This window comes from Lampropedia hyalina DSM 16112, assembly GCF_900129055.1.
Classification (GTDB): Bacteria; Pseudomonadota; Gammaproteobacteria; order Burkholderiales; family Burkholderiaceae_C; genus Lampropedia; species Lampropedia hyalina.
The window spans coordinates 39741-66187 of the sequence record NZ_FQUZ01000008.1 but is presented as its reverse complement, the minus strand read 5'-3'; the positions used below and the strand labels follow the sequence as shown (position 1 = coordinate 66187).

The 26447-nt window shown below is 62.1% G+C and carries 21 protein-coding genes, 1 tRNA gene and 1 pseudogene; 7 read left to right on the top strand and 16 right to left on the bottom strand.

Annotated features, from left to right (window positions below; all coding sequences use genetic code 11):
- Window positions 1–126 precede the first annotated feature (126 nt).
- Together BUE21_RS04830 and BUE21_RS04825 are read right to left on the bottom strand one after the other, a co-directional pair.
- Window positions 127–933 (bottom strand): DUF4339 domain-containing protein, encoded by an 807-nt coding sequence (locus BUE21_RS04830; RefSeq protein WP_073355231.1) that lies wholly within the window; start codon window positions 931–933, stop codon window positions 127–129.
- 45 nt (window positions 934–978) lie between these two features.
- Window positions 979–1488, bottom strand: a complete 510-nt coding sequence (locus tag BUE21_RS04825) for a Signal transduction histidine kinase (protein ID WP_073355229.1) — start codon at window positions 1486–1488, stop codon at window positions 979–981.
- A 259-nt stretch (window positions 1489–1747) separates the two neighbouring features.
- Between BUE21_RS04825 and BUE21_RS04820 the strand changes: the two genes are divergently transcribed.
- Both BUE21_RS04820 and BUE21_RS04815 read left to right on the top strand, forming a co-directional pair.
- A complete protein-coding gene (locus BUE21_RS04820; protein ID WP_073355227.1) occupies window positions 1748–3235 on the top strand; it encodes a malonyl-CoA decarboxylase domain-containing protein in 1488 nt (495 codons plus the stop codon).
- Between the two features lie 57 nt (window positions 3236–3292).
- Window positions 3293–4492: an SGNH/GDSL hydrolase family protein gene (locus BUE21_RS04815; protein WP_073355226.1), complete on the top strand. Its 1200-nt coding sequence runs from the start codon at window positions 3293–3295 to the stop codon at window positions 4490–4492.
- Window positions 4493–4552: 60 nt separating this feature from the next.
- Here BUE21_RS04815 and parC read toward each other — a convergent pair whose 3' ends face one another.
- The gene (parC, locus tag BUE21_RS04810) at window positions 4553–6913 is read right to left on the bottom strand and encodes a DNA topoisomerase IV subunit A (RefSeq protein WP_084522865.1); all 2361 of its coding nucleotides are present in this window, start codon (window positions 6911–6913) and stop codon (window positions 4553–4555) included.
- Window positions 6914–6988: 75 nt separating this feature from the next.
- Complete coding sequence (locus tag BUE21_RS04805) at window positions 6989–7504, bottom strand: hypothetical protein (RefSeq protein WP_073355224.1); 516 nt, start codon at window positions 7502–7504, stop codon at window positions 6989–6991.
- 294 nt (window positions 7505–7798) lie between these two features.
- Here BUE21_RS04805 and BUE21_RS04800 point away from each other — a divergent pair, with 294 nt between their 5' ends.
- Together BUE21_RS04800 and BUE21_RS04795 are read left to right on the top strand one after the other, a co-directional pair.
- The gene (locus BUE21_RS04800) at window positions 7799–9892 is read left to right on the top strand and encodes a tetratricopeptide repeat protein (RefSeq protein ID WP_084522863.1); all 2094 of its coding nucleotides are present in this window, start codon (window positions 7799–7801) and stop codon (window positions 9890–9892) included.
- 18 nt (window positions 9893–9910) lie between these two features.
- Window positions 9911–11860, top strand: a complete 1950-nt coding sequence (locus BUE21_RS04795; protein ID WP_073355220.1) for a glycosyltransferase — start codon at window positions 9911–9913, stop codon at window positions 11858–11860.
- Here the strand turns inward: BUE21_RS04795 and BUE21_RS04790 are convergent.
- The 3 genes from BUE21_RS04790 to BUE21_RS04780 all read right to left on the bottom strand — a co-directional run bounded on the left by BUE21_RS04790 (window position 11852) and on the right by BUE21_RS04780 (window position 15395).
- Window positions 11852–12271, bottom strand: coding sequence for a DUF2304 domain-containing protein (locus BUE21_RS04790; RefSeq protein WP_327068388.1), 420 nt, complete (start codon window positions 12269–12271; stop codon window positions 11852–11854). The two genes, BUE21_RS04795 and BUE21_RS04790, sit on opposite strands and share 9 nt — an antisense overlap.
- 56 nt (window positions 12272–12327) lie before the next feature.
- On the bottom strand, window positions 12328–14358 hold the full coding sequence (locus tag BUE21_RS04785) for a M3 family metallopeptidase (RefSeq protein WP_073355215.1): 2031 nt from the start codon (window positions 14356–14358) through the stop codon (window positions 12328–12330).
- 62 nt (window positions 14359–14420) lie between these two features.
- Window positions 14421–15395 carry a bile acid:sodium symporter family protein gene (locus BUE21_RS04780; RefSeq protein WP_073355214.1) on the bottom strand — a complete coding sequence of 325 codons (975 nt, stop codon included), beginning with the start codon at window positions 15393–15395 and terminating at the stop codon, window positions 14421–14423.
- Between the two features lie 162 nt (window positions 15396–15557).
- On the opposite strand from BUE21_RS04780, the gene BUE21_RS04775 reads away from it, so the two are divergent.
- Window positions 15558–15633, top strand: a tRNA-Gly gene (locus BUE21_RS04775).
- A 466-nt stretch (window positions 15634–16099) separates the two neighbouring features.
- Here BUE21_RS04775 and secG read toward each other — a convergent pair.
- From secG to rpsO, 4 genes and pseudogenes are all read right to left on the bottom strand, one after another.
- A pseudogene (gene secG, locus BUE21_RS14915) lies at window positions 16100–16483 on the bottom strand (preprotein translocase subunit SecG); the annotation flags it as partial.
- 107 nt (window positions 16484–16590) lie between these two features.
- On the bottom strand, window positions 16591–17358 hold the full coding sequence (gene tpiA, locus BUE21_RS04765; RefSeq protein WP_073355209.1) for a triose-phosphate isomerase: 768 nt from the start codon (window positions 17356–17358) through the stop codon (window positions 16591–16593).
- Between the two features lie 46 nt (window positions 17359–17404).
- Complete coding sequence (gene pnp, locus BUE21_RS04760) at window positions 17405–19645, bottom strand: polyribonucleotide nucleotidyltransferase (protein ID WP_084522861.1); 2241 nt, start codon at window positions 19643–19645, stop codon at window positions 17405–17407.
- 211 nt (window positions 19646–19856) lie between these two features.
- Window positions 19857–20123, bottom strand: a complete 267-nt coding sequence (gene rpsO, locus BUE21_RS04755) for a 30S ribosomal protein S15 (protein ID WP_073355207.1) — start codon at window positions 20121–20123, stop codon at window positions 19857–19859.
- A gap of 186 nt (window positions 20124–20309) precedes the next feature.
- Here rpsO and BUE21_RS04750 point away from each other — a divergent pair, with 186 nt between their 5' ends.
- Together BUE21_RS04750 and queC are read left to right on the top strand one after the other, a co-directional pair.
- On the top strand, window positions 20310–20978 hold the full coding sequence (locus BUE21_RS04750) for a 7-cyano-7-deazaguanine/7-aminomethyl-7-deazaguanine transporter (protein ID WP_073355205.1): 669 nt from the start codon (window positions 20310–20312) through the stop codon (window positions 20976–20978).
- An 11-nt stretch (window positions 20979–20989) separates the two neighbouring features.
- Window positions 20990–21724: a 7-cyano-7-deazaguanine synthase QueC gene (gene queC / locus BUE21_RS04745; RefSeq protein ID WP_073355202.1), complete on the top strand. Its 735-nt coding sequence runs from the start codon at window positions 20990–20992 to the stop codon at window positions 21722–21724.
- Window positions 21725–21742: 18 nt separating this feature from the next.
- On the opposite strand, the gene BUE21_RS04740 is transcribed toward queC, so the two are convergent.
- From BUE21_RS04740 to BUE21_RS04720, 5 genes are all read right to left on the bottom strand, one after another.
- The gene (locus BUE21_RS04740; RefSeq protein WP_073355359.1) at window positions 21743–22588 is read right to left on the bottom strand and encodes an ABC transporter permease; all 846 of its coding nucleotides are present in this window, start codon (window positions 22586–22588) and stop codon (window positions 21743–21745) included.
- A 73-nt stretch (window positions 22589–22661) separates the two neighbouring features.
- Window positions 22662–23618: an ABC transporter permease gene (locus BUE21_RS04735; RefSeq protein WP_073355200.1), complete on the bottom strand. Its 957-nt coding sequence runs from the start codon at window positions 23616–23618 to the stop codon at window positions 22662–22664.
- A 54-nt stretch (window positions 23619–23672) separates the two neighbouring features.
- Window positions 23673–24458 carry an ABC transporter ATP-binding protein gene (locus BUE21_RS04730; protein ID WP_073355197.1) on the bottom strand — a complete coding sequence of 262 codons (786 nt, stop codon included), beginning with the start codon at window positions 24456–24458 and terminating at the stop codon, window positions 23673–23675.
- Window positions 24455–25477 carry a FecCD family ABC transporter permease gene (locus tag BUE21_RS04725; RefSeq protein ID WP_084522857.1) on the bottom strand — a complete coding sequence of 341 codons (1023 nt, stop codon included), beginning with the start codon at window positions 25475–25477 and terminating at the stop codon, window positions 24455–24457. The genes BUE21_RS04730 and BUE21_RS04725 overlap by 4 nt, the downstream gene beginning before the upstream one ends.
- The gene (locus BUE21_RS04720) at window positions 25474–26424 is read right to left on the bottom strand and encodes an ABC transporter substrate-binding protein (protein ID WP_073355195.1); all 951 of its coding nucleotides are present in this window, start codon (window positions 26422–26424) and stop codon (window positions 25474–25476) included. Before BUE21_RS04720 ends, BUE21_RS04725 begins: the two co-directional genes overlap by 4 nt.
- Between the last annotated feature and the right edge of the window lie 23 nt (window positions 26425–26447).

Sequence of the window (26447 nt, the reverse complement as noted above, 5' to 3'; positions counted from 1 at the left end):
CTTCTACGATGGTAAGCAAAACTCATTGTCCGCAGCAGTCTTGCCGACACAGCACCATGTACGGAACTTCACCATACGCCTGCACCAGCGACTGAGTTACCAATTCATCGCTCGCCTTGGATTGCCTCAATACCCCTGCCGCCCTGCCTTGGCTGCGAAGTAATTGACGGCTTTGCAGATATGGAAGAAGACCATTGGGCCTACCACGATCATGGCCAGTGAGGCGATGACCCCCACCACAGGCACGATGCTGACCAGTGCCAGAATGGGGAATGCCAGAAACAGGCCTTCGGGCATTTTGGGGGCATCGCGGTATTCGTATACCGAGACCAGCCGGTTGTAGTCCTGGCTCCAGCCATGCAGGGCCACAAACATCCAGTACAGGCTGAACAAGGGAATGAACAGGAAGCCCACCGCCTTGCCCGGCGTGGTTCTGGATGGGATGTCGTCGTCCTGGATGGCCAGCCATGCCCGGTAGATGTAGATGGAGCCAACCACGGTGGATGCAATCAGCCCGACCGCACCCAGGGCAATCCAGACGCTGCTCTGGGCGCTGACCTCCTCGTTCATGGTCGCGCCTGCAATTCCCAGGGTGTAGAAAAATACGGCGGTGATGCTCAAGCCCAGCCAGAGGCCAAAGCTGGCGGGCTTGACCGTGCGCAAGCGACGGCTGGGGGTGGTGACAGGTGGCCTTTGCACAGAAGGCAACTGGGCCGGTGCTGGTATTTCTGTGGCCACGGACAGGCCCACGGATGGCAACAGTTCGGGGATGTTCGAAGCCAATGTCCAGTCCGCCATGCCCTGGCTCCAGACCAGGGTATTGGCCGTGATTTCGCCAGTGCTTACCAGGGCCTGCAAATCGGCAAAGCCTACTGGCCCTCGGCGTTCGTCCGCAACGGCATAGAACCAGGGATTGTCAGTGGAGTAACTCATACAAAAACTATCTCGTTTTTTTACAGGGTGTGCAAAACAGGGAGGTCAATCCAGCGCGGAGAACGTGGCAGGTGGCGCAGGCTGCTGCACCGGTGGCTGGGAACTGCTGCCGGTGCGCAACTGGTGTTCCAACTGGCCCCAATAGGCCGCGTTGCTGTTGTCGGCCTCGTCAATGCGTGCCAGCAGGCGTTGCTCCAGTGCCTGCAACTCGGCCTGCACCTGGGCCTGTCCATCGGCATGCTGCTGCACCAGGAATTCGCGCAATTCGGTGAAGCGGGAGGCTTCTGCCTTGTCGGCCAGTTCCCGCTGGGCGTGCATCTCTTTGTTGTGGCGGCGGTTTTCTACCAGCACTGTGCCCTGCAACCACAGGATGTAGGCCAGAAAGAGCAGCGACAACAGCACGGCCAGCACGAGCAATACCAGACCCAGCGGGGCCTGCACGGTGGTAATGCCCAGCGACACATCCGAGGCGGCGACCAGCGCGTTCCAGTTCAGAAATGAGATGCCCCCCAGGGCAGCCGCCAGCAGGATGATGGGTAAGAGGCGAATGTTCATGGAATTGACCCAGATTGAGAAGTTTGACAACGGAATTATCACAAGGAAGCTTTCATCAAGCCATCAAGAAGCATTCAAGTTCTGAAGAATTTGCACACATGCGGTCTTTTGCGCTCAAAATAACTTCAATTGCGTGCAAAATACCGCTTAATCTGCAAATTCTCAAAACAGTCAAACACTTTGATCGTATTTGGCCCAGCATCCCCCTGTGAGAAGCGGATTATCTGCTGCAAAGCCACACTTCCGAAGGAATCGCACCATGTCCACACTCCACCCTTCGTCTTCTTCTGTGCCAGTTCCCAGCCATAGTCGGGTTTTGCGGCTGTGGCGGCGTTTGCTGGGTTCAACCGACAGTCCGGGTTCTCTGCATGCCGAACCGGAGCCGGCTCTGGCCAGCAGCAAGACCTGGAAGAACATTCGCCAGTGCTTGCAGGCCAGTGCCGCACAGGCTGGAGGTGAAACGGCTGCGCGTGAGCGGGTTGCACAGTTGCTGGCCTTCTATCAGCAGGCCCACGATGCGGACAAACGGCAATTCTTTCAGGTTCTGGAAGATGAGTACCGCACCGACGATGCCAAGGTGCGCGAGTGCATCCGGCAATATCTGGAGGCTTCCGATGCAGCGGCACAGCGCAAGGCGGAAATGGCACTGGATCAGAGTCTGGAATCACCCCGTTGGCACATTTTGCGGCAATTCAACCTGGTGCCCCACGGCATCGACAGTCTGGTGCGGATGCGCGCCGATCTGCTGCAACTGACCAGCACCCCCAGCAGCGGTGCAGGCAAGGAGGGCAAGAATGTGGCATCCGCTGGCTGGCCGGGAGTGGATCAGGATCTGTTTCGCCTGTTCAGCCTGTGGTTCGATGCAGGGTTTCTGGAGCTGAGCCGCATCGGCTGGGGCTCGCCTGCCTCACTGCTGGAAAAAGTCATCCGCTACGAAGCAGTGCACGAGATCAAGTCGTGGAACGATTTGCGCAATCGGCTGGATTCGGATCGGCGTTGCTATGCGTTCTTTCACGGGCGCATGCCGGAGGAGCCGCTGATTTTCGTGGAAGTGGCTCTGGTTCAGCAGGTGGCCGCCAGCGTCCAGACCCTGCTGGACGAGGCCGAACCCACGCAAGACCCTGGCACCGCCACCACTGCCATTTTCTATTCCATCTCGAACGCGCAACAGGGCTTGCGCGGTGTAAGCATGGGCGAGTTCCTCATCAAACGGGTGGTGGAGCAACTCATGCACGAGTTTCCCCAACTGCAAACCTTTGCCACGCTCTCTCCGGTGCCGGGCTTCAATCGCTGGCTGCAAGGCCGGTGGAATGAACCGGAATACCGTGCCAGCCAACCCAAGGCGATACAGAAGCTGCTGGCCGATACCACCGTACCAGAGGCCACCAAGGCCATCCAGCAGTGGCTACAGCCTCAGGCTCCGATTGCCAGGCACGCTCTGGCGGCCCTGCAAGAGTGGCTGCAAGGCGAGTGCGCGTGGTATCTGCTGCACGAGAAACGCCAGCAACATCCGCTGGATGCGGTGGCTCGCTTTCACTTCTCCAACGGGGCCAGCCTGCACCGCATCAACTGGCTGGCCGACACATCGGCCAATGGCCTGCGCCAGTCTTGCGGCCTGATGGTGAATTACCTCTACCAACTGGACGAGATCGACGACAATCATCGCCACTATGCCGAAAACGGCCAGTTGAAAGCCTCGCCTGAAGTGCGCAAGCTGCTGCAAACGGCACTGGTGCGGCGCAAATGAGGCGATTGACCGACAGGCACAGCATTTCATTCCTTTTTCTGTCACCCGGAGCACCCCATGTCCACCTCATTCAAAACCCTGTTGGCCTCTGCCTGTGCCGCCATGCTGCTGGTCGCCTGCGGCGGCAACGACGCGCCCTCTGCTGCGTTCACCAGCGTGAAGATTGTGGGCGACAGCCTTTCTGACACCGGTGCCTACGGCTTGCGCAATACGGTTCAATCCAGCACCGGCACGCCTTATCCGCTGTGGGTCGATCTCATCGCCAACGACACCACGCAAGTGCCGCTCTGCAATTTCTACCAGGCCACGGCCCTGACGCAATTCAACACCCTGCCTGGCTGTGGCAACCATGCAGTGGCCGGGGGACGCATCCAGCACCCTGCCCAGGGTACGGCCCTGTCCATCCCACAGCAATTGGCCGATCTGCGGGCACAAGTGGGCCAGGCCGGGTTTGATGCGCACGCATTGGTGCTCATCAATGGCGGTGGCAATGACGGTGGCGATCTGATCGCGGCTTATCTCCAGCTTGCGCAGTCGACTCTGGTGGGACAGGGTGCAGCCGGGGTCTATGCCTATGCGCAGTTCCTGGCTCCGGTGCTGGGCGATGCGGTACTGGCCCCTCAGCAGCTTCAGGCCCTGGCTCAACCCGGTGGTGCCGAAGCGGCTGCAATCAGCTACATGCAGGCATTGGCACAGCGTTTGACAGCAGACATCCAGACCCAGGTGCTGAATGCCGGGGCACAGCATGTGGTGGTGGTCACTGTGCCGGATCTCAGCCGCACGCCGCGTCTGCGCACCATCTTGCAGGCACTGGTGGCCGGTCAGGTGACAGCAGGAGCCAGTGCCTTGCAGGCACAGCAGCAGGCGGCCAGTCTGCAAACCCTGTTCCAGAACTGGGTACTGGCGTTCAACCACGAGCTGAAAGCGAACTTTGCCGACCATCCGCAGGTGGCAGTGGCAGATATTTTTGAGCAATTGGGACAGTGGGAAGCCAATCCGGCCCAATACGGTCTGGACAATGCCACCACAGCGGTCTGCCCCCCGGTGCAGGCCCCCAGCGCACAAAATCCATTGCCGGTATATGACGTGCGCCAATGCACCGATACGGCACTGGATGCCCTGGCCCCTGCCCAACAGCTTGCCGCTGGCTGGTGGAACCGCTACGCCTTCGCGGACGATTTCCACCCCACACCACGGGGCCATGAACTGATGGCCGATGCCGTGCGCAGTGCATTGCAAGCCAAAGGCTGGCACTGAGAACGTATTTACGATCTCGGTGCGCACAGCGAGGCAGTCACCGCCGACGGCCTCACGCCATCATTCCACCCGTTCCACTGCCAGCGGGCGAAAGCCCCAGGTGCGTGGCTTGCCCTTGCGACCTCGTGCACCAGCGGCATTTTGCAGCACCCGGGATTCCAGCACTTCTTCATGCGCCTTGCCGCTGCGTGCCGCCACGCCACTGACGCACACACTGCGCACACAGGCCGCCACGCCCGCCAGCGCGTCGCCTTCCGCCAAGGCCATCAATTGCAACCCCTTGCCGCCTTTTTCCAGTGATTTGAGCTGACCGATCTCGAACGTGAGTATCAGCCCGGCCGCCGACACGGCACAAACCTGGGTGGCTGCAGGCAGTTCGGTCGCTGCCGAACTGCCCTTCGCATGCGAAGGTGGCAGCAGCCGCTCGCCTTCGGTCAGGCTGACGAAAGCCTTGCCCGCCTTCTGGCGCGAGACCATATTCGCCACGCTGGCCAGAAAGCCATAACCACCGCTGTGCGCCAGCAGAAGCTGGGCATGCGCCGGCCCGGCAAAGTAGTGCAGCAACTCGGTGCCCTTCTCCAGTTCGATCAGGCTGGTGAGCGGCTGGCCATCGCCGCGCGCGCCCGGCAGGGATGCCACCGGCACGGAATACACGCGGCCATTGCTGCCAAAGGCCAGCAGCGTATCCACCGTGCGGCACTCGAATGTGCCATACAGCCCATCGCCCGCCTTGAAGGCAAAGCCCTGCGCATCGTGGCCATGCCCGCTGCGACTGCGCACCCAGCCCTTCTGCGAGACCACCACCGTCACGGGTTCGTCCAGCACCTTCACTTCGGCCACGCTGCGCTTTTCTTCCTGAATCAGCGTTCGGCGGGCATCGCCGAATTCCCTGGCATCGGCTTCGATCTCGCGCACCATCAGGCGACGCAGTGTGGTGGGGTTGCCCAGAATGTCTTCCAGCTTGCCAGCTTCCTCGTGCAAGGCCGCCAGTTCCTTCTCGATCTGGATGGCTTCCAGCCGCGCCAGTTGGCGCAGACGGATTTCCAGGATGTCGTCGGCCTGCCGGGTGCTGAGTGTAAAACGCGCCATCAGGTCGGCCTTGGGGTCGTCGCTGGCGCGGATGATGGCAATCACCTCGTCAATGTTCAGCAACACCAGTTGGCGACCTTCCAGAATATGCAGGCGATCGCGCACTTTCTCCAGCCGGTGCTGGCTGCGGCGTGTGATGGTGTGCTGGCGGAATTCCAGCCATTCCAGCAAAATCTGCCGCATTGATTTCTGCGCCGGACGGCCATCCAGCCCGATCATGGTCAGGTTGATGGAGTGGGAAGTCTCCAGGCTGGTGTGCGCCAGCAGCGTGTGCATCAATTCCTGTGGGTCGATGCGACTGGAGCGCGGCTCCAGCACCAGCCGCACCGGGGCATTCTTGTTGGATTCGTCACGCACGCCATCCAGCACGGCCAGCACCGTGGCCTTGGTCTGGGTTTGCTCCTGTGTCAGGGATTTTTTGCCGCTACGGATTTTCGGGTTGGTCAGCTCCTCAATTTCCTCCAGCACCTTGCGGCTGCTGACATTGGGCGGCAGTTGCGTCACCACGATCTGCCACTGGCCCCGTGCCAGTTCTTCACGCTCCCAGCAGGCCCGCACTTTCAGCGACCCACGCCCACTGCGGTACGCTGCGGCAATATCGCTGGCCGGGCTGATGATCTGCCCACCGCCGGGGAAATCCGGCCCTGGCAGCAAGGCCAGCAAATCGGCCTCGGTCAGTTGCGGGTTCTTCAGCAAGGCGACGGCAGCATCGGCCACCTCGCGCAGATTGTGGCTTGGGATTTCGGTGGCCATGCCCACGGCAATGCCGCTGGCCCCATTGAGCAGCATGAAAGGCAGACGGGCGGGCAACTGAGATGGCTCCTCGAAGGAGCCATCGTAGTTGCCCACAAAATCCACCGTGCCCTGCTCCAGCTCCTGCAACAGCAGCCGGGTGATCTTGGCCAGCCGCGCCTCGGTATAACGCATGGCGGCTGCACCGTCGCCATCGCGGCTGCCAAAATTGCCCTGACCATCGATCAATGGATACCGCTGGGCAAAGTCCTGTGCCATGCGCACCAATGCGTCATAGGCGGCACTGTCGCCGTGCGGATGGTATTTGCCCAGCACATCGCCGACCACCCGCGCACACTTGACAGGCTTGGCTCCAGTGTTGCCGCTGTAGCCCAGCCCCATTTGCGCCATGGTGAACAGGATGCGTCGCTGCACAGGCTTCTGGCCATCAACCACATCGGGCAGGGCGCGGCCTTTGACCACCGAAAGCGCGTACTCCAGATAGGCACGCCGGGCATAGGCTGCCAGTGCCTGCCCATCGTCGCTCATCTGCATGGCTGCACTGCCGACAGGCAACAGGGTATTCTGATCTTCATTCATGGCCGCGTATTCTACTGGGCGGACATTGCTGCCACAGCCAGGATAGGTCGCACCGGATGGCGCATGACCTGCGCTTCAAATGATCAATAGCAACTTGCTGCTCAGCCCGTCCACCTCACGCCGTCCATCGCGCGAATTCAACAGCGTCCTGTACCATTCATCATAGAGTGCACGCAGTTCTTCGTGCCCCCGTGCTTCATCGATTCGCTCCAGCAGGGAACTGATGCCAACAGGACCTACAAAGGTTCTCAAGGTATTGATCATGAAGTTGCGCGCCTGCTGTTGGTGCTGGGGATCCGGTACTGTCGGCAGGACCCGGAACGGGGTGCTCAGTGCCACACTCTCGGTCACAGCGGGCGCGGTTGCAGATGCTGCATCATGCCTGGCCTTGACCACCTCGATGTGACCCTCTTCTTCCAGATGGCTGAGGGTTTGCTCCAGATCGTCGGACGGCAGCACACTGCGCAGATCATCTACTGTTCGTTTGCCATCGACGAAAATCAGGATTCTGCGCAAACGCGGTGTCAGTCCTCTGAGTTTGTCGTTGATCTCGGCTTGCCCCTTGGGGGTTTTGCCAAATACGAGCTCCATGGCTTGTCTCCATTGCTTATTTTTGTGGGGGAGATCATGAATCTTGAAAATTGTGCGCACAATTTTATGAGTCACCCAGACCCTGCACAATGGGTAAAACCATGAGTTGCACACGAATGTGACCCTGTCATTTCGACTGCACCAATTAGCGAGCGGCACCTGGCACCGTCCAGCACCGTTACACTGCACAGAATGGCGAACCTTACAATCTTGCAACAATGTTCCCCACCGCGAGGCTCTGCCTGCGCAACATAGGCTTTTTTCGCAACCTACTTCATTCCAGGAAGTGCCCCGATGGCATCTTCGCCTATGACGAAAACCCCACCGAATCATCCTTCTCCATGGCGCAGCGGGTTTGCCGCAACCCTGATGGCCTGTCTTTTGGTCACGCTGGCCTGTCTGGGTATTTATGGCCACGGCTTTTCCAACGAGTTGTTGTTCGACGATCTGCGCCTGCTCGATGGCACGGTGTTCGACCACTACGGCAGCCTGCTGCAATGGAAACAACGATTGCTGTCCTATGGCAGTTTCGTCTGGGTGGCCGATCTGTTCGGCACGGACAACTGGGCCGTGCAACGCGGTGTGAATGTATGGCTGCATCTGCTCACCGCCGGTTTCATCGGTCTGCTGGTGCGCGAATTGCTGGCCGTGCAGTCGCGCACCGCTGCCCTGCGCCCACGCCTTGCGCATGACGACGATGATGCCCCCTCCCCCGCAGAGCAGGCCGCTCGTCGCCATGCCGCGACACTGGTGGCTGCCGGGTGGTTCGCCCTGCACCCGGTTGCGGTGTATGCCACCGGGTATCTGATTCAGCGTTCCATCCTGATGGCCACCTTGTTCACCGCCCTTGCATGTTGGGCGTTCGTGCACAGCCTGCAAGCCAAGGCACAGGCTCCACGCTGGCAGTGGGCGGTGCTGGCGGGACTGGGAGCCATGCTGGCCTTTCTGAGCAAGGAGCATGCCGTGCTGGTGCCATTGCTGGCCGTGCCCTTGTATGTGTTCGTGAAGCGGCCCTCTCTGCGCCAGTTGCTGTGGGTGCTGCTGGCAGCCGTGGCCGTGGTGGCCGTGCTCGCTGCCATGCTCTGGAGCCGCCTGGGTAACCTGCTGGGTGCAGCCTCATTCGATGCCACTTCGGCCGCCTATGTGCGCCAGCTCGACCTGCTGCGTCCCGGAGCAGCAGAGCAGGTGTTTGGCCTGAGCATATTCCAGCAGATGGGACTGTTTTTTCGCTACCTGGGCTTCTGGCTGGTGCCCAATGTATCGGCCATGTCGGTGGACATGCGCCCGGCATTTCCATTGGGCTGGACGAATCCCGCCCAATGGGCAGGTGCGCTGGGTTTTGTGGCCGTGCTGATCGCCAGCACCTGGGCCTTGTGGAAGCGGCGCGATGGCTGGAGCCTGCTGGCCCTGGCAGTGCTGTGCGCCATGGCTTTGTTCGGTACCGAATTTCTGACCACCTGGATTCAGGACCCTTTCGTGCTTTATCGCAGCTACTTGTGGGCCTTGCCGCTGCCCGTGGTGCTGGCATGGGTGCTGTCGCGCTGGTCGCGCCCGGTCATCTACACGCTGGGGCTGCTGGTGGGTTTGGTGCTGGCGGCACTGGCCTTCGAGCGTGTGGGCTCTTTCCAGAGCAGCTTCACGCTGTGGGACGATGCCGCCCGCAAGACCAACCTTCAGGCTCCCGATTCGGCCTTCGGCCGCTGGCGGGCATTTCAGAACCGGGGCACCTTTTACCTGGAGCACCACAATCTGGATGCCGCGTTGCGGGACTTCGATCAGGCCATCGCGCTGGGTGAACCATTGGGCAGTGCGCAGTTCAGCCGTGGCATGACACTGTCGGTGCAAAACCGCCATGCCCTGGCCCTGCAAGCCTTCGAGACAGCGCGGCAGCAGGGCTTCGATGGGCCGGACATTGACTACCAGACCGGGGTATCACAACGCGCCAGTGGCATGCTGGCCGAAGCTCTGACATCGTTCACCTCGTCACTGAAGGCCGATGACACTCCAGCCAATCGCGAACATGTGTGGCTCGCGCAGGCGGAAACGGCACTGGCACTGCGCCGCTTCGATCTGGCAGGCCAGAGCTACCGCGTACTGCTGGAACAGGCCCCAGACCATGGCAAATACCTGGTCGGACTGGCATTGTCGCAATCCGGGCAGAGAGACTTTGCCAATGCCCGGCAGACCTTCGACAAAGCCATTGCCTTGCGGCCCGATGCCAGTGCCTACTACGGGCGCGCGCTCATGCACCAGCAGCAAGGCCAGATGGCCGAGGCCGTGCGGGACGTGGAGCAGGCAGTGGCACTGGCCCCACAGAACGCGCTGTTCCGTGCCACCCAGGCGCAGTTGCTTCGCAGCCTGCCTGCCACTGTGCCAGCACAACCCTGACGCTACGGCAACCACGGCATGCAGCGTCTGCCCCCCCATCGTGCGGCCAGCACCCCGCACCGCATTCTGCACATCGGCAAGTTCCACCCGCCCTATCGAGGCGGCATGGAAACCTACCTGGCCGATCTGTTGCGGCAGCAACGCGCCAGCGGCATGGATGCCCGCGCCCTGGTGCATGGCACGCCGCTGCCGGAAGACCCTCCCTGGCTGACCCGCCTGAAGGTGCAGATTCACATGATCTTCACGCCGATTGCGCTGGGCTTTCCGTGGGCCATCGTGCGCCACCTCCGAAGCTTCAGGCCGGACGTGCTGCACCTGCACATGCCCAATGTCGCGGTGTTCTGGCTGCTGCTGATTCCAGCGGCGCGGCGCGTACCGTGGGTGGTGCACTGGCATTCCGATGTGGTGGTATCAGACCAGCAACGCACCCTCGCCCTGGCCTATCGGCTCTACCGGCCATTCGAGACCGGCATTCTGGCGCAGGCACGCTATGTGATCGCCACCTCCCCCCCCTACCTGCAAGCGAGTGCCACGCTGCGCCCATGGCGTGACAAATGTGTCGCCATTCCCCTGGGGCTGCATGAGCCTGACGAGCACACCCCCGAAACCATCGACAACCCGGCAGCCACGCCCCCCCTGCCCTGGAAGACAGGCCATTTGCGTGTGCTGTCGATTGGCCGTCTGACCTATTACAAAGGTTTCGAGACTCTGATTCGTGCTGTGTGCGGCATGGAGCAGGTGCAGTTGCTGATTGTCGGCGGCGGCGATCTGCAACCACGTCTGCAAACCCTGATCGACGAATTGCAGCCCCACACTGGCCCCGCCGCGCCCGTGCAACTGCTGGGGAATGTGACCGAAGCACAAAAGTTTGCCTTGCTGGAAAGTTGCGAGGTATTCGCTCTGGCCTCGCTGGAGCGCACCGAAGCCTTCGGGCTGGCACTGGTGGAAGCCATGCAATTCGGCAAACCCTGCGTGGTATCCGACCTGCCAGGCTCGGGCATGCCCTGGCTGATTCGCCAGTCGGGCGCAGGGCTGTGCATTCCACTGGGGGACATTCAGGCATGGCGGATGGGCTTGCAACACTTGCAGCAACACCCCAAGCTGCGGCACACACTCGGGCTGGCTGGCCAACAGGCAGCACGACGCTTGTTCTCCATCGACTCCAGCAGTCTGCAAGTGCACTCCCTGTACCGCGCCATGCTGCCCGAAAACCGCCAGGCATCGCAGCAACGCCTGCTGGTCGTTCCCCTGCACCATCCACTGGAAGCAAACGCGCTGCACAAGGCACTCGAGTGGCTGCGCACACTCCAGCAATGGGGCGATGTGGTACTGGTAAACGAGGTGGGCAATGCACCGGCATTCCAGGCCCTGCTGAAGCGACAGGCTGCACAGGCAGGCATGGTCGTGATTCACCTGCCCGGCGAGGGCGACGCCCTGCACACCATTCAAACCGGGGTTCGGTGGGCATTGCGCGGCGGCTATCGCCAGTGCCTGCAACTGCCTGCAGGGACACTGGCCTGCGCATCCAACCGGGCATCGTTGCCCACTGCGCTGGAACAACTGATTGCCGCCAGCCACGACGAAGTGGACTGGCTGGTGGGAGTGCCCGCCCACCAGGCTCCGCACCGGCCCAGAGTGACTGTGCGCTGGATTCAGCGGCTCACCGGACTGTGCCCTCACACCCATCTTGCCCACAGCCTGCAACTGTGCCACCGTGCTGCCATGGTGCAACTGCTCCATGCCCCTGCATCGATGCTGGATGTACCGGAACTGGGCATTCCGGTGCTGATGCGCCAGGCCGGTCTGCGTACCCAAACCATCCGTTTGCCCTCACTGGACCGCCCACCCGCCACTGCCGCACCGAAGGCCGTGCATCTGTTGCGCCGCAGCCATTTTCTGCTGGAAGCCGCCGTGATGTATCTGGCCACATGGCGTGGCCGCCCATCCGATGATTCGCGGTCAGGCTGAACCCGAGGCCTTGGGTGTGTCATTGCTGGCATCGTCGGCCGAAAGCCCTTGCCCCGACTCTTGCACAACGCCATCCTGTGCCCCCACACGCAGCCCCGCACGCTCGGCCTCCAGCAAGGCCACCGACTGCTTCAGGTGCCGCAACTCCATCTCCAGCCGTGTATTCACCACGTCGGCATGCAAGGTCTTGACGAACAGCACCAGCACCGCACACAACAAGATCAGCGCAGGCGAGTAACGGATGCCCACCAGATCGCCCATCCAGTCGATGCTGCCGGGCCACAGCCCCAGCACCGCTGCCAGCACGGCCACGAACAGCCAGAACAGGGCATGGCGGATGTACAGGTCATCGCGGCGGATCAGCCATACGATCAGCACCGCCAGACCCAGCCCCAGCAGCGAAGTGGTCATCTGAAAAGCGTGCATGGCCTGGATCGCAACCAATGGTGCAGAAAATCGGCCTATGTTCAGGCCGCCATGCCCTGGTGCCGCAACAGGGCATCAATCTGTGGCTCACGCCCCCGGAATGCCTTGAACGACTCCAGTGCCGGACGGCTGCCGCCCGCTTCCAGAATGCTGTGCAGATAGCGTTGACCGGTGGCTGGTGACGCCGTGCCATCGGGCAGTGCCTCCTCCTCGAAGGCCGCATAAACATCGGCACTGAGCACTTCCGCCCATTTGTAGCTGTAGTAACCAGCCGCATAGCCTCCGGCAAAAATATGGCTGAAGGCATGGGGAGTGCGGCTGTAGGGTGCGGCAGGCAGTACCGATACCTCCTCGCGCACGGTGCGCAGCACTTGCAGTGCGTCGGGTTGTTCGGCCATGTGCAGCAGCATGTCGAACAGGGCGAACTCCACCTGACGCAGGGTCTGCATGCCACTCTGGAAATTTTTGGCTGCCAGCATCTTGTCGTAGAGGGCACGCGGCAGTGGCTCGCCGGTTTCGGTGTGCGCCGTCATGTTCTGCAACACCGGCCACTCCCAGCAGAAATTCTCCATGAACTGGCTGGGCAGTTCCACCGCATCCCATTCCACACCGCTGATGCCCGAGACATCGCGCTCGTTCACCTGGGTGAGCAGGTGGTGCAGGCCGTGGCCGAATTCATGGAACAGTGTGGTCACGTCATCGTGGGTCAGCAAGGCAGGCTGCTCGGCCGTGCCTTCGGCAAAGTTGCAGACCAGATATGCGACCGGTGTCTGCAACTGGCGGGTGTCGGGGCGCAGCCAGCGGCCGCGCATATCGTCCATCCAGGCCCCGCCACGCTTGCCTGCACGCGCGGGCTGATCCAGGTAGAACTGCCCCACCAGTTGCCCTTGCCGCTCCAGCCGGTACAGCGTCACGGCGGGGTTCCAGACGGCACCTTCATCCGCACGAATCGCCACATCAAACAACTGCTCGATGATGTCGAACAAGCCCTGCAACACCTTGGGTGCGGGGAAGTAGCGTTTCACCTCCTGATCGCTGAAGCTGTAGCGTGCCTGCTTGAGCTTCTCGGAGACGAACGTCCAGTCCCAGGGCTGGGGATCATCCAGCCCCAGTTCGTCCTTGGCAAAGCTGCGCAGATCGGCCACATCCTTTTCGGCATAGAGGCGGGCACGTTGGGCCAGATCGTGCAGGAACGCCACCACCTGCTCGGGCGAATCGGCCATCTTCGGGGCCAGCGACAGTTCAGCGTAATTCTGGAAGCCCAGCAGTAGTGCTTCCTCGCGGCGCAGGGCCAGAATCTCGGCAATCACCGCCGTATTGTCGAAAGCCTGCTGCTCTTGTGGGGCCAGATCGGAGGCCCGAATCGCATTCGCATGGAACAGCCGCTCACGCAAGGCACGGTTCTCGGCATATTGCAGCACCGGCAGATACACCGGCATCTTCAGCGACAGCTTGTATTGCCCCGGCTTGCCATCGGCATGGGCAGCCTGCGCAGTGGCCTGCAATACATCATCGGGCAAGCCTTGCACCTCATCCGCACTGGCGAAATAGGCATAGGTATCGGTGGCATCGAGCACGTTCTCGCTGAACTTCTGCTGCAAGGCCGCCAGCCGCTCCTGAATCTGCGCAAAACGCTCACGCGCCTGCCCCTGAAGCTCCGCACCCGAAAGCACAAAACCACGCAAGGCCAGCGCGTGGGCACGCTTTTGCTCCGCATTCAGCGTCACCGGATCAATCGCCTTGTACTTGGCATACAAACGCTCATCGGCCCCCAGACGGGTAAAGAACTCCGTTACCTTGGGCAGGGCCTCGTTGTAGGCGGCGCGGATTTCCGGGCTGTCGGCCACTCCGCTCAAATGCCCCACCACGCCCCAGGCCTTGCCGAAACGCTCGGTGGCCACATCCAGCACCTGGGTGGTTTCCTCCCAACTGGCGGGGAAATCGGGCTGCGTCACCGTCTCCAGTGCCGTGGCAGCCTCGCTCAGCAAAGCGTCGATGGCCGGGCCAATGTGTTCGGCGCGAATCTGGTCAAAGGCGGGAAGATCGGTAATATTCAGCAACGGGTTGGGCATGGCAATTCATCAAAACAGAGAAAAAGGTACGGAAATACAGTTCGGGGTGCAGGCGGAGAAATTCAAGTCTGTGTTTCTTCGGGCCGCTGGGCGAAACGCTGTGCCAGCACAGCACAGACCATCAACTGAATCTGGTGGAACACCATGATCGGCAGAATCATCACCCCAATGGCTCCCCCGGCAAACAGCACCTGTGCCATCGGCACACCCGTGGCCAGACTCTTCTTCGAGCCACAGAACAGAATGGTAATGCGGTCTTCCAGCGGGAAACCCCACAACTTGCCCAACCACCACACCATCCCCAGCACCACCACCAGCAACAGCGAACACACCAGCACCAAGGCCAGCAAATGGCCCACCGGAACATTGCGCCACAGCCCTTCGGACACCGCCTGACTGAACGCCGTGTACACCACCAGCAAAATGGAAGTCTGATCCACATTCTTCAGCCAGCCCTTGTTGCGATTGACCCAGCCGCCAATCCAGCGACGCGCCAACTGCCCGGCTACAAATGGCACCAGCAATTGCAACACGATCTTCTGAATGGCCTCCAGCGTGGATGTCTCGCCCTGCACTCCCATCAGCCACAGTACCAGAAACGGTGTGATGAAAATCCCCAGCAAGCTGGAAGCTGCCGCACTGCAAATCGCCGCCGGAATATTGCCCCGTGCCAGCGAAGTGAAGGCAATCGCCGACTGCACCGTGGCAGGCAAGGCACACAGATACAACATGCCCAATGCCAGTTCCTGCCCCAAAATGGATGCAAGCCACGGTCGCGCCAGCCAACCCAGCAGCGGAAACAGGGCGAACGTACAGGCAAACACCAACACATGCAGCCGCCAGTGCCCCATGCCCGCCACGATCTGCTGGGGCGACAGCTTCGCCCCGTGCATGAAGAACAGCAGACCAATCGCCAGATGCGTGACCCATGAAAACGCCACAGCCCCTGCACCATGCACCGGCAGAAACGTGGCCAGCAAAACCGTCGCAATCAGCGTCAGCGTGAAATTGTCGGGAAGAAAACGGGGACGTGCCATGGCGGTATTGTGTCACCGATTCCCGTTGCGCATGGCCGCGCCAGAAACAAGTCTCCAGGACATGCCTGCACAAAATAGAAAAAACAACTTCATTTTCTCCAAAAGAGAAAAATTTTCTGCCATAATGCTGGTCTTGTTGATGCAAACACCAATTCAACAAATGCGGGAATAGCTCAGTTGGTAGAGCGCAACCTTGCCAAGGTTGAGGTCGCCGGTTCGAACCCGGTTTCCCGCTCCAGAATCGCAAAAAAAGGCCAAAAACTTCTTGTTTTGGCCTTTTTTATTGTCTGCATGCCTACACACAAAAAAATGACCTGTGAATCTGCACGATTGTACAGATTCAGGTCCTCATCAAGCCAGGCTTTGTGAGAGACACAGCAGTGATGCCGATGCAGATCGCCTGCGCAATCGCACTTTCACGTACTTGAAGCCCTCTCGATCTTCTTGATTATCCAAACGATACGTTATGCCGGATTGAATCCAGCATAACGAACCTTGTCTGCGGGCATTCTTCTTCAGGAACCAGAGCCCGGAATTTCACCGGATTGCCGACTATCCACCGACTCTGTTTCGACAGCATCCGATGCAGGAGGGTTCGCATCACTGCCCTGAACTGCATTCTCTACCGTTGGGGCCGCCTCAGTTAGATCGGCTGGGGGTACAGCGGTGCCATCCTCAGGTGCTGTCAGCGCATCAGAAGACGGCGCGCTGGCTTCGGGCACGGCAGGCACTGGAGCAGGCGGTACATCGCCAATACCGGGAATGGCCGAAACTGCACCACTTTCCGGCACTGCCGGAGCAAACGGCACGGCACTTTCCAGCACGCTGCTGCCCCCTGTGGCGGGTTGCCGGATGCCTTCGCTGGCCAGGAATGCCAATGAAAGTGTGCTGGCAAAGAACACGGTGGCGGCAACTGCCGTCATGCGCGAGAGGAAGTTGGCACTGCCACTCGCTCCAAACAGGCTGCCGGAGCTTCCGCTGCCGAATGCCGCCCCCATGTCAGCCCCTTTGCCGTGCTGCACCAAGACCAAACCGGCCATGACCAAGGCAGCCAGAATCTGAATGGCCACCACAATGTTGATCAACATCGTTTTCTTCCTCTAATTGATTGTATTTACCACCTGCCCTGATTTTCCCGCATTCCTGCTGATGCTGCACGGTACTGCGGGTTCATTCGGGCAAACAGCCAAATCCCTCAGGCCAGCCGCCGGGCGGCGGCAATGATGGCCAGAAAATCCGCAGCCTTGAGTGCCGCTCCGCCAATCAGGCCACCATCGATATCGGGCTGGGCCAGCAGCTCTGCGGCATTGGCCGCATTCATGCTGCCACCGTACAGTACAGGCACATGCGCAACGCCCGCTTCCTGCAACAGAACCCGCAGTGCCGCGTGGACTTCCTGTGCCTGTTCGGGCGTGGCCGTTCTGCCGGTTCCGATCGCCCAGACGGGTTCATAGGCCACCACCAGATCGGCAAGCTGTGCCGCATTGTGCGCCAGCACGGCCTGCAATTGTGCCTGCACGATCGCAAGTGCCTGACCGGCATCGCGCTCTTGCAGCGTTTCGCCGACGCAGACAATCGGTGTCAGGCCGTGGCGCAGTGCCGCTGCGGCTTTTTCTGCCACGATGGCATCGGTTTCGCCCTGGTATTTGCGCCGCTCGGAATGTCCGACGATGGCATAGCGCACCTTCAGCTCCCGCAACATCGGGGCAGAAATGTCCCCGGTGTAGGCACCGGTATCGGCAACTGCCACGTCCTGTGCGGCCAGTGCAATTTCCGACGCATCCAGCAGGCCACCCACCTGTTCCAGATACACGGCAGGAGGAGCCACTGCGACGGCCACCGCATCGGCAGCCGATGCGGTGGGCAGTTCTGCCCAACCGGCCCGCAGTCCCTCCAGCAAGGCCTGATTGGCTTGCCGTGATCCGTTCATCTTCCAGTTGCCCACAATCAGCTTGCGTGCCATGTCATGTTCTCCTGTTGGTGTGTGGCCTTGGCCGGTGCGTGGGGTGTCATTGCCCGGACTGGGGCTGCGGCTCCACTGCGGCTTCGCTTTCGCCTGGCTGGTTGTCGGTCACATACCCACCCTCGGCCTGTTCGGCCACTTCAGCCTGCCGCTGTGGCCTACGGTCGCCACGGGGAGCGCGATCACCGTTGTCGGGACGCTCCAGCAGTGCCTTGCGCGAGAGCTTGATGCGGCCTTTTTCGTCGGTTTCCAGCACCTTGACCTGGATGACCTGGCCTTCTTGCAGATAGTCGCTGACTTTTTCGACGCGCTCGTGGGCGATCTGGCTGATGTGCAGCAGGCCATCCTTGCCGGGCAGGATATTGACCAGCGCGCCAAAGTCCAGCAGCTTGACCACCGGGCCTTCATAGACCTTGCCGACTTCGGCTTCGGCTGTGATTTCCTCGATGCGGCGTTTGGCTTCGTCGGCCTTAGCGGTATCGACGGCGGCGACGGTGACGGTGCCATCTTCGGCAATGTCGATCTGTGTGCCGGTTTCCTCGGTGAGCTGGCGGATGGTGGCACCACCCTTGCCGATCAGGTCACGGATTTTCTCGGGGTTGATCTTGATGGTGTAGAGCTTGGGCGCGAAGTTGGAGACTTCGGTCTTGGCCTCGCCCAGCGATTCCTGCATCTTGCCGAGAATGTGCAGACGTGCTTCCTGTGCCTGGGCCAGTGCGACCTGCATGATTTCGCGGGTGATGCCCTGAATCTTGATGTCCATCTGCAAGGCGGTGATGCCGGTGGTGGTTCCGGCCACCTTGAAGTCCATGTCGCCCAGGTGGTCTTCATCGCCGAGGATGTCGGTCAGCACGGCAAAGCGGTTGTCTTCCTTGATAAGGCCCATGGCAATGCCGGCCACATGTGCCTTCAGCGGCACGCCGGCATCCATCAGTGACAGGCAGCCGCCGCAGACGGAAGCCATCGAGGACGAGCCGTTGGATTCGGTGATTTCCGAGACCACGCGCATGACGTAGGGGAATTCGTCGCGCGAAGGCAGCACGGCTTCGAGAGCGCGCTTGGCCAGACGACCGTGGCCGATTTCGCGGCGTTTGGTGGAGCCCATGCGTCCCACTTCACCCGTTGCGAAGGGAGGCATGTTGTAGTGCAACATGAAGCGTTCTTCGTACTCGCCTGCCAGCGCGTCAATGCGCTGGGCATCGCGCTCGGTTCCCAGCGTGGTCAGCACCAGTGCCTGGGTTTCGCCACGGGTAAAGAGGGAGGAACCGTGGGTGCGGGGCAGCACGCCGTTGCGGATTTCAATCGGGCGCACGGTGCGGGTGTCGCGGCCGTCGATGCGAGGCTCGCCCGCCAGAATCTGGCCCCGCACGATGGCGGCCTCGATGTCGAACAGTTCGTTGTCCACCTTGATGGGGTCGAACTCCACACCCTGCTCTGCCAGCCCTTGCTTGACCTTGGCATAGACGGCGCGGGTGGCCTGGGTGCGGGCCTGCTTGGAGCGAATCTGGTAGGCGGCGCGCAGTTCTGCGTCGCCCAGTTCCTTGATCCTGGCGACAAAGTCCTGATCTTTTTCAGCGGCTTGCCAGTCCCAGACGGGTTTGCCAGCGTCGCGCACCAGTTCGTGGATGGCCTCGATGGCGACCTTGCCCTGATCGTGGCCGAACACCACCGCACCCAGCATGATGTCTTCGCTGAGCTGATCGGCTTCGGATTCGACCATCAGCACGGCGGTTTCCGTACCGGCCACCACCAGGTCCAGCTTGCTGTTCTTGCGCACAGTCTTGCCGGGGTTGAGCACATACTGGCCATTGACGTAGCCCACGCGCGCCGCACCAATCGGGCCGTTGAACGGAATGCCGGAAATAGCCAGCGCGGCACTCACGCCCACCAGCGCGGCGATGTCGGCATCCACTTCGGGGTTCAGGGAGATGGTATGCACCACCACATGCACTTCGTTGTAGAAGCCTTCGGGGAACAGCGGGCGGATCGGGCGGTCGATCAGGCGGCTGGTGAGGGTTTCCAGTTCGCTGGGCTTGGCTTCGCGCTTGAAGAAGCTGCCGGGAATCTTGCCCGCAGCATAGGCCTTCTCGATGTAATCGACGGTCAGCGGGAAGAAGTCCTGGCCGGGCTTGGCTTCCTTGCTGGCAACCACCGTGGCCAGCACGACGGTGTCCTCGATATTGACCAGCACGGAGCCACTGGCCTGGCGGGCGATTTCACCCGTCTCCAGCACGACCTTGTGCTCACCCCATTGAAATTCTTTGACGACTTTGTTGAAAATGGACATGGATTCCTCTCGATGCAGACGCAGGCAGAATGCCCAGGGCCTCTGCCTGCAATGGATGGAACTGCCTCAGAACACGATGCCATTCCGGCACCGCCCGCCCCTATGGCAGATCGGTGCCGGAATGACACAGCTTCGCTCTGTATCAGCCCCGGAAAAAACAAAACGCCTGAGCGCGGAAAAGCAAACCCAGGCGTTCATGCAAAAGCGGCAATTACTTGCGCAGACCCAGCTTGGCAATCAGCGCAGTATAACGCTCGGCATCTTTTTTCTTCAGATAGTCGAGCAGCTTGCGGCGACGGCTCACCAAGCGCAGCAGGCCACGGCGACCGTGGTGATCCTTGGCGTGTTGCTTGAAGTGGGGGGTCAGCTCATTGATGCGGGCGGTCAGCAAGGCCACTTGCACTTCGGGGCTGCCGGTGTCGTTGGCAGCGCGGGCGTTGTCCTTGATGACTTCGGCCTTGATGGATGATGCGATCATTTTTTTCCTTATGGGCATGGTGCCCGTTGATGACTTGCGCCACAACTGGAAATCGTCGTGGCGTGCAAAACCGGCAATTGTAAATCAATTATCTGCTGCTGTGCAATGCGATTCGCAGCGTACAATCGCGTTCCGTTTCTTCGTCCACATGGGTTCCCTCGCCCCCATTCACCAAAAAGGATTGTCATGCACAGCGTGTCTGCCCCGCCGTCGCGGGTTTCGTTCTATCTGGGCCTGCTGGTGGCCTTTCACATTGCCATCATCATGGCCAGCAATTACCTGGTGCAACTGCCCATCGATCTGTTCGGGCTGCACAGCACCTGGGGCGCGTTCAGTTTCCCATTCATTTTCCTGGCCACCGACCTGACGGTGCGGCTGATTGGCAAGGAGCAGGCGCGGCGCGTCATCACCCGCACCATGCTGCCTGCGCTGGTGGCCTCGTATGTGGTGTCGGTGCTGTTTCAGGAAGGGGCCTTCCGGGGGCTTGAATCCCTGGCCAGCTTCAACAGTTTTGTGTTCCGCATTGCCTTTGCCAGCTTTGCCGCCTACGCGCTGGGGCAGTTGCTGGACGTGCAGGTGTTTGACCGCATGCGCCGCCAGCATGTGCAGTGGTGGGTTGCCCCGGCGGCCTCCTCGGTCGTGGGGCAGGCCCTGGACACTGCGGCGTTTTTCTCGATTGCCTTCTGGCGCAGCAGCAACCCGTTCATGGCGGAGCACTGGGTGGAAATCGCACTGGTGGATTACGCCATCAAGCTGGGCGTGAGCCTGCTGCTGTTCGTGCCGCTGTATGGCGCGCTGCTGGCCGCCGTCATCCGCTACATGAAAGCACCGGCCACCGCCGCCCGCACTGCCTGAGGGAGATCGCCATGTCGCCCTCCCCCTGTCGTGCGCCGCGCACGCTGGTGCTGTTTTCCGGCGGGCAGGATTCTGCCACCTGCCTGGCCTGGGCCTTGCACCGCTATGCCCATGTGGAAACGCTGGGTTTTGACTACGGCCAGCGGCACCGGGTGGAACTGGAATGCCGTCACCGCCTGCGCGAAGGCATGCTGGCATTGCAACCGGCCTGGGCCGAGCGTCTGGGCGCAGACCATGTGTTGCCGGTGGAGGTGCTGGCCGCCGTCGGCAGCACGGCCATGACGGACGACATTGCCATCCAGATGCAGGCTGATGGTCTGCCCAACACCTTTGTGCCGGGGCGAAATCTGCTGTTCTTCACGCTGGCGGCAGCAATGGCCTACCGGCGCGATCTGACGGTGCTGGTGGGCGGCATGTCGGAAACCGACTATTCCGGCTACCCGGACTGCCGCGACAACACCCTCAAGGCCTTGCAGGTGGCCCTGAGCCTGGGCATCGACCGCCCATTGCGACTGGAAACGCCGCTGATGTGGCGCGACAAGGCACAGACCTGGGCACTCGCGCACGCACTCGGCGGCACGGGCCTGGTGGAACTGCTGCGCACCCAGTCACACACCTGCTATCTGGGCCAGCGCGATACCCTGCACGACTGGGGCTATGGCTGCGGCTCCTGCCCAGCCTGTGAATTGCGCGCCACGGGCTATCGGCTCTGGCAAGCGGGCAAAGTTGCCCGGCCTACCGCATAGGCGACGTTGCGCCACCCATCAACCACGCGGGTCGAGCACATCCCGCAGGCCGTCGCCCAGCAGGTTCAGTCCGAGTACCGACAGGGCAATGGCCACACCCGGATACACGGCCAGCAGCGGGGCCTGGAACATCAGCGACTGTGCTTCGCTGAGCATTCGCCCCCAGGATGGCGTGGGGTACTGTGTGCCCAGCCCCAAATAGGACAGGGCCGCTTCGGCCAGAATGGCTATGGCGAACTGCACGGTGGCCTGCACCAGCAGCAGCGGGGCCAGATTCGGCAGTATGTGGTCGCGGGTGATGCGCCAGCGTCCCTTGCCACAGGCGCGCGCGGCCAGCACGAACTCGCGTGTCCACAGCACCTGTGCCGATGCGCGGCTGATGCGGGCGAACACCGGGATGCCCGCCATGCCGATGGCCAGCATCGACACGCCCACGCCCGAGCCATACACCGCAGTGAACAGAATGGCCAGCAGCAATGCCGGAAACGCGAATGCGACATCGGCCAGACGCATCACCAGCTCATCCACCCAGCCCTTGCAGGTGGCCGCCAGCAGGCCCAGTGTGACCCCGCCCAGCAAGCCGATGCCCACCGCAATCAGCCCGACCAGAATGGAGCTTTGCGCCCCGACCATCAATTGCGAGGCAACATCGTGCCCATACACGTCCGTGCCCAGCCAGTGCGACGCACCGGGCGGCTGGAGTTTGCGCAGAACGTCCATCTGTGCAGGAGGATGCGGAGTCCAGAACCAGGCCAGCACCGCCACGGCCAGCACCGTCAGCGTGAGCAGGGCACCCAGCACCAGACTGCGACTGCGCCAGGCCCGCTGCCAGAAGCCACGGCGCACCGGCAGGGCCACAGGCAGATCGGAAGAAGAAAGAAATCGATCAGTCAAAACAGGAAACGGCTTCCAGAAAAATGGGAAATGGTCTGCACCTTCATATCGCCTTGACGCGCGGGTCGATCCACGCATAGAGCAGATCCACCACAAAGTTCACCACCATCACCATCACCGCCAGCAGCAGCACGGCATTGCGGATGACCACGGTATCGCGGTTGGCAATCGCCTGAAAAATCAGCCGCCCCAGCCCCGGCAGGTAAAACACGTTTTCCACCACGATGGCCCCGGCCAGCAGGTTGGCGAACTGCAAACCCGCCACCGTCACCACTGGCACCAGGGCATTGCGCAGCACATGGCGATAGACCACCGCGCGGCGCGACAGGCCCTTGCTCAAGGCTGTGCGCACATAGTCCTGGCGCATCTCGTCGAGCACGGCCGAGCGGGTGATGCGCGCCAGAATCGCCGCCTGCACCACAGCCAGCGCGACGGCGGGCAACACCAGTGCCCGCCATGCAGGCCAGAAGCCGCCGCCCATTTCGGCACTCCAGCCCGGAAAACCGCCCGCCGAAAACCACTGCAACTGCACGGAAAACACCAGTACCAGCACAATGGCAAACCAGAAATTGGGCACGGCCATGCCCAGTTGCGCCACACCCATGGCCGCCACGTCGCCCATGCGGTTGTGGCGCAGGGCGGCAAACACCCCCACGGCCAGGGCCAGCACCACAGTCAGCAGCATGGCCAGCAAGGCCAGCGGAATGGTCAATGCCAGCCGCTCGAGCAGCAGATCGGCCACGGGGGCATCGTAGGCGTGGCTGATGCCCAGATCGCCCACCGCCAAGCCTTGCAGCCACTGCGCGTAACGCCAGGGCCAGGGCACATCCAGCCCCAGTTGCGCTTGCAGGGCCAGCACCGCGTCCGGGTCGGCATCCGGCCCCAGCATCACCTGTGCGGCATTGCCGGGCAGCACCTCCAGCACCAGCATCACCAGCAGCGAAACCCCCAGCAGGCCCAGCCCCAGGGTGAACAGGCGTTTGAGAACGAAAGAAAACATGGGTGGTATTCTGACAGCCTGGAGCGGGCTTCGCAGACCCCTCCCAAGGATTCTTCAGCCCTCCAGTGCAGGAATCGCCGTCCACTGCGTACCAACCCGGCAGATGCGGATGCGCTGCTGGAACACCTGCTCCAGCGCGCGGTGGCAGCTCGCATCGCCGCTGGCTCCCTGGTGGACGATGCGGCCCTGCTGCATCACGATGAGTTCGTCGGCATGCAAGGCCACCGGCAATTCGTGCAGCACGCTGACCACGCTCACGCCCTGTCGCACCAAAGCGCGAACATCCAGCAGCCATTGCGTCTGGTGCGGTGGGTCCAGATTGGCCAGCGGCTCGTCCATCAGGATGACCGGGGCCTGCACCGCCAGCACCCGTGCCAGCAGCACACGCTGGCGTTCGCCGCCGGAAATTTCGCCCAGGCTGCGCTGGCGGTAATCCCATGTCTCGGTGCGGTGCAGCATTTCTGTCACCACCGCATGGTCATGGGCACTGGCCGCACCCAGCCAGCCCTGGTGCGGCATACGCCCCAGCATCACCACGTCGTACACGGTCAGTTCGTCCAGCGTGCCTTCGTTCTGCCCCAGCCAGGCGAGTGTTCTGGCACGCTCGCGGCTGCTGTAGGTATGCAGGGGCTTTCCCAGCAAGGCCACATCGCCCTGCCCCGGCAGCAGCCCGGCCAGCAGCTTCAGCAGGCTGGATTTTCCCGCGCCATTCGGGCCGACAATGGCACTCCAGCGTCCGGCGGGAATGCGCAAATCCAGCCCGTGCAGCACCGTCCGTGCGCCCAGCAGCAGACCAAGTTGCCGCGTCTGGAAGGCGGCGGCAGTCTGTGCGGCGTTCATGTGCCACCCCTGCCGGCACGGAAGGTCGGACTGCGGTGCATCAGCCACAGCAGATAGCCGCCGCCCAGCAGCGCGGTCAGCACGCCCACCGGCAACTCCTGCGGAGCCAGCAGGCCCCGCGCCAGCAGATCGGCCAGCCCCAGCAGCACCGCCCCCATCAGGCTGGAGAGCAACAGCAGCCACTGGTGGCGCAGCTTGACGATGCTGCGCACCAGATGCGGCGCGGCCAGCCCCACGAAGGCCAGCAGGCCCGTCTGCGCCACTGCCGCCCCTGTGGCCAGTGCCATCACCGCCACCAGAGCCGCCTGCATCACCCCCAGCGGCAAGCCCAGGGTACGCGCCGTGGCCTCGCCCAGCACCAGGCCATCGAGCACCCGCGCCAGACTCCACGCCACCGCAAGGCACAGCAGCAGGCTGACCGCCATCAGGGCACAGGAATACCAATCGACAAACCCCGTCGTACCCATCGAGAACGACAGCAGGCCTTGCAGAATCGACGGGTTGAGCAGTTGCAGAATATGGCTAAAGGCTCCCAGCACCACACCCACGATCACCCCGGCCAGCAGCAGGCGCACGCTCCCGCTCACCCCTCGGGCCAGCAGCAGGGTGAGCAGCACCGCCAGCATTGCCCCCAGAAAGGCCGCACCGGTGATCCCCATCTGCCCCAGCCACGGAAAGGCCGACGAGGTTCCGCCCATGAAGACAAACGCCAGTGCCACGCCCAATGCCGCGCCCGATGAACTGCCCAGCAGATAAGGGTCGGCCAGCGGATTGCGAAACAGCCCCTGCGCCACGCAACCGGCCAGCCCCAGCAGTGCGCCGGCCAGCAGTGCGCCCAAGGTGCGGGGCAGGCGAATAGCGCGCACCACCTGCATGGCCAGCGGGTCGCCACGAATCTGCGCCAGGCTCTCCAGTCCGCCGCTGCCCACGGCCATGCCCAACAACACCACCAGCACGGCCAGCCCCAGCAACGCGACCAGCAACTGCCGTGCACGCAGCGGCAATCCGCCCGGCATCATGGTGCGCTGGCCTTGTCCTGCGCACAGCGCAACATCAACTGTGCGGCCTCGGCCATGCGCGGGCCGGGGCGCACCAGAATATCGGCCTGCGCATCATTGAACCGGCACACCCGCCCCTGCCGGATGGCGCGCATGTTCTGCCAGCCGGGGTAGCTGGGGCTGGCCTGCATGCTGCGATCGCCCACCATGATGAGATCGGGGTCGGCGCGCAACACGAATTCCGGGTTCAGCTTGGGAAACGGCCCCATGTCTGCCGCCACGATATTGCCCAGCCCCAACCGCTGCAACATCTGGCCAATGAACGATGCCTCGCCCGCCGCGAACGGGCCGCTGCTGACCTCGAAATACACACGCGCTCCCCGCATGGAAGCGGGCATGGCCTGTGCCGCCGCGTTCACGCCCGCGTCGATGTCGCGCCAGACCTGTTCGGCCCGCGCATCCGGCAATTGCAGCAACCGCGCCAGCACCCCCAGCACATGCTGCACATCGGCCTCGGTCTGCGGCTCCAGCGCGACCACCGCTATGCCCAGCGACTCCAGCCGGAAGGCCGCGCGGGACGAAGTGGCCGCCAGCACCACATCCGGGCGCAGACGCGCAATCGCCTCGATGTTGGGGTCTATCCCGCCGCCCACCTCCGGCAGTTGTGCCACTGTCTCCGGGTAGCGGGAATAGCGATCCACGCCCACCAGTCGCTCACACGCCCCCAGTGCGCAGACGCTTTCCGTCAGCGATGGCAACAGGCTCACGATGCGTTGGGGCGGCTGCGACAAGGTCACGGAACGGCCACGCGCATCCTCAATGGTGACAGTGGATGCGGCAGGCTCTGCGGCCTCCACCGCTGCGTCGGCAGCATGTGCAGACGATAGGCCGGATGCCCCCAGCCACAGGGCAACGGCCAGGCCAGCGATGGTCAGCCTGGGGAAGGTCTGCGCGGCGCGCGTTTTCATGGACAAAAGGGCTGATTGACCGA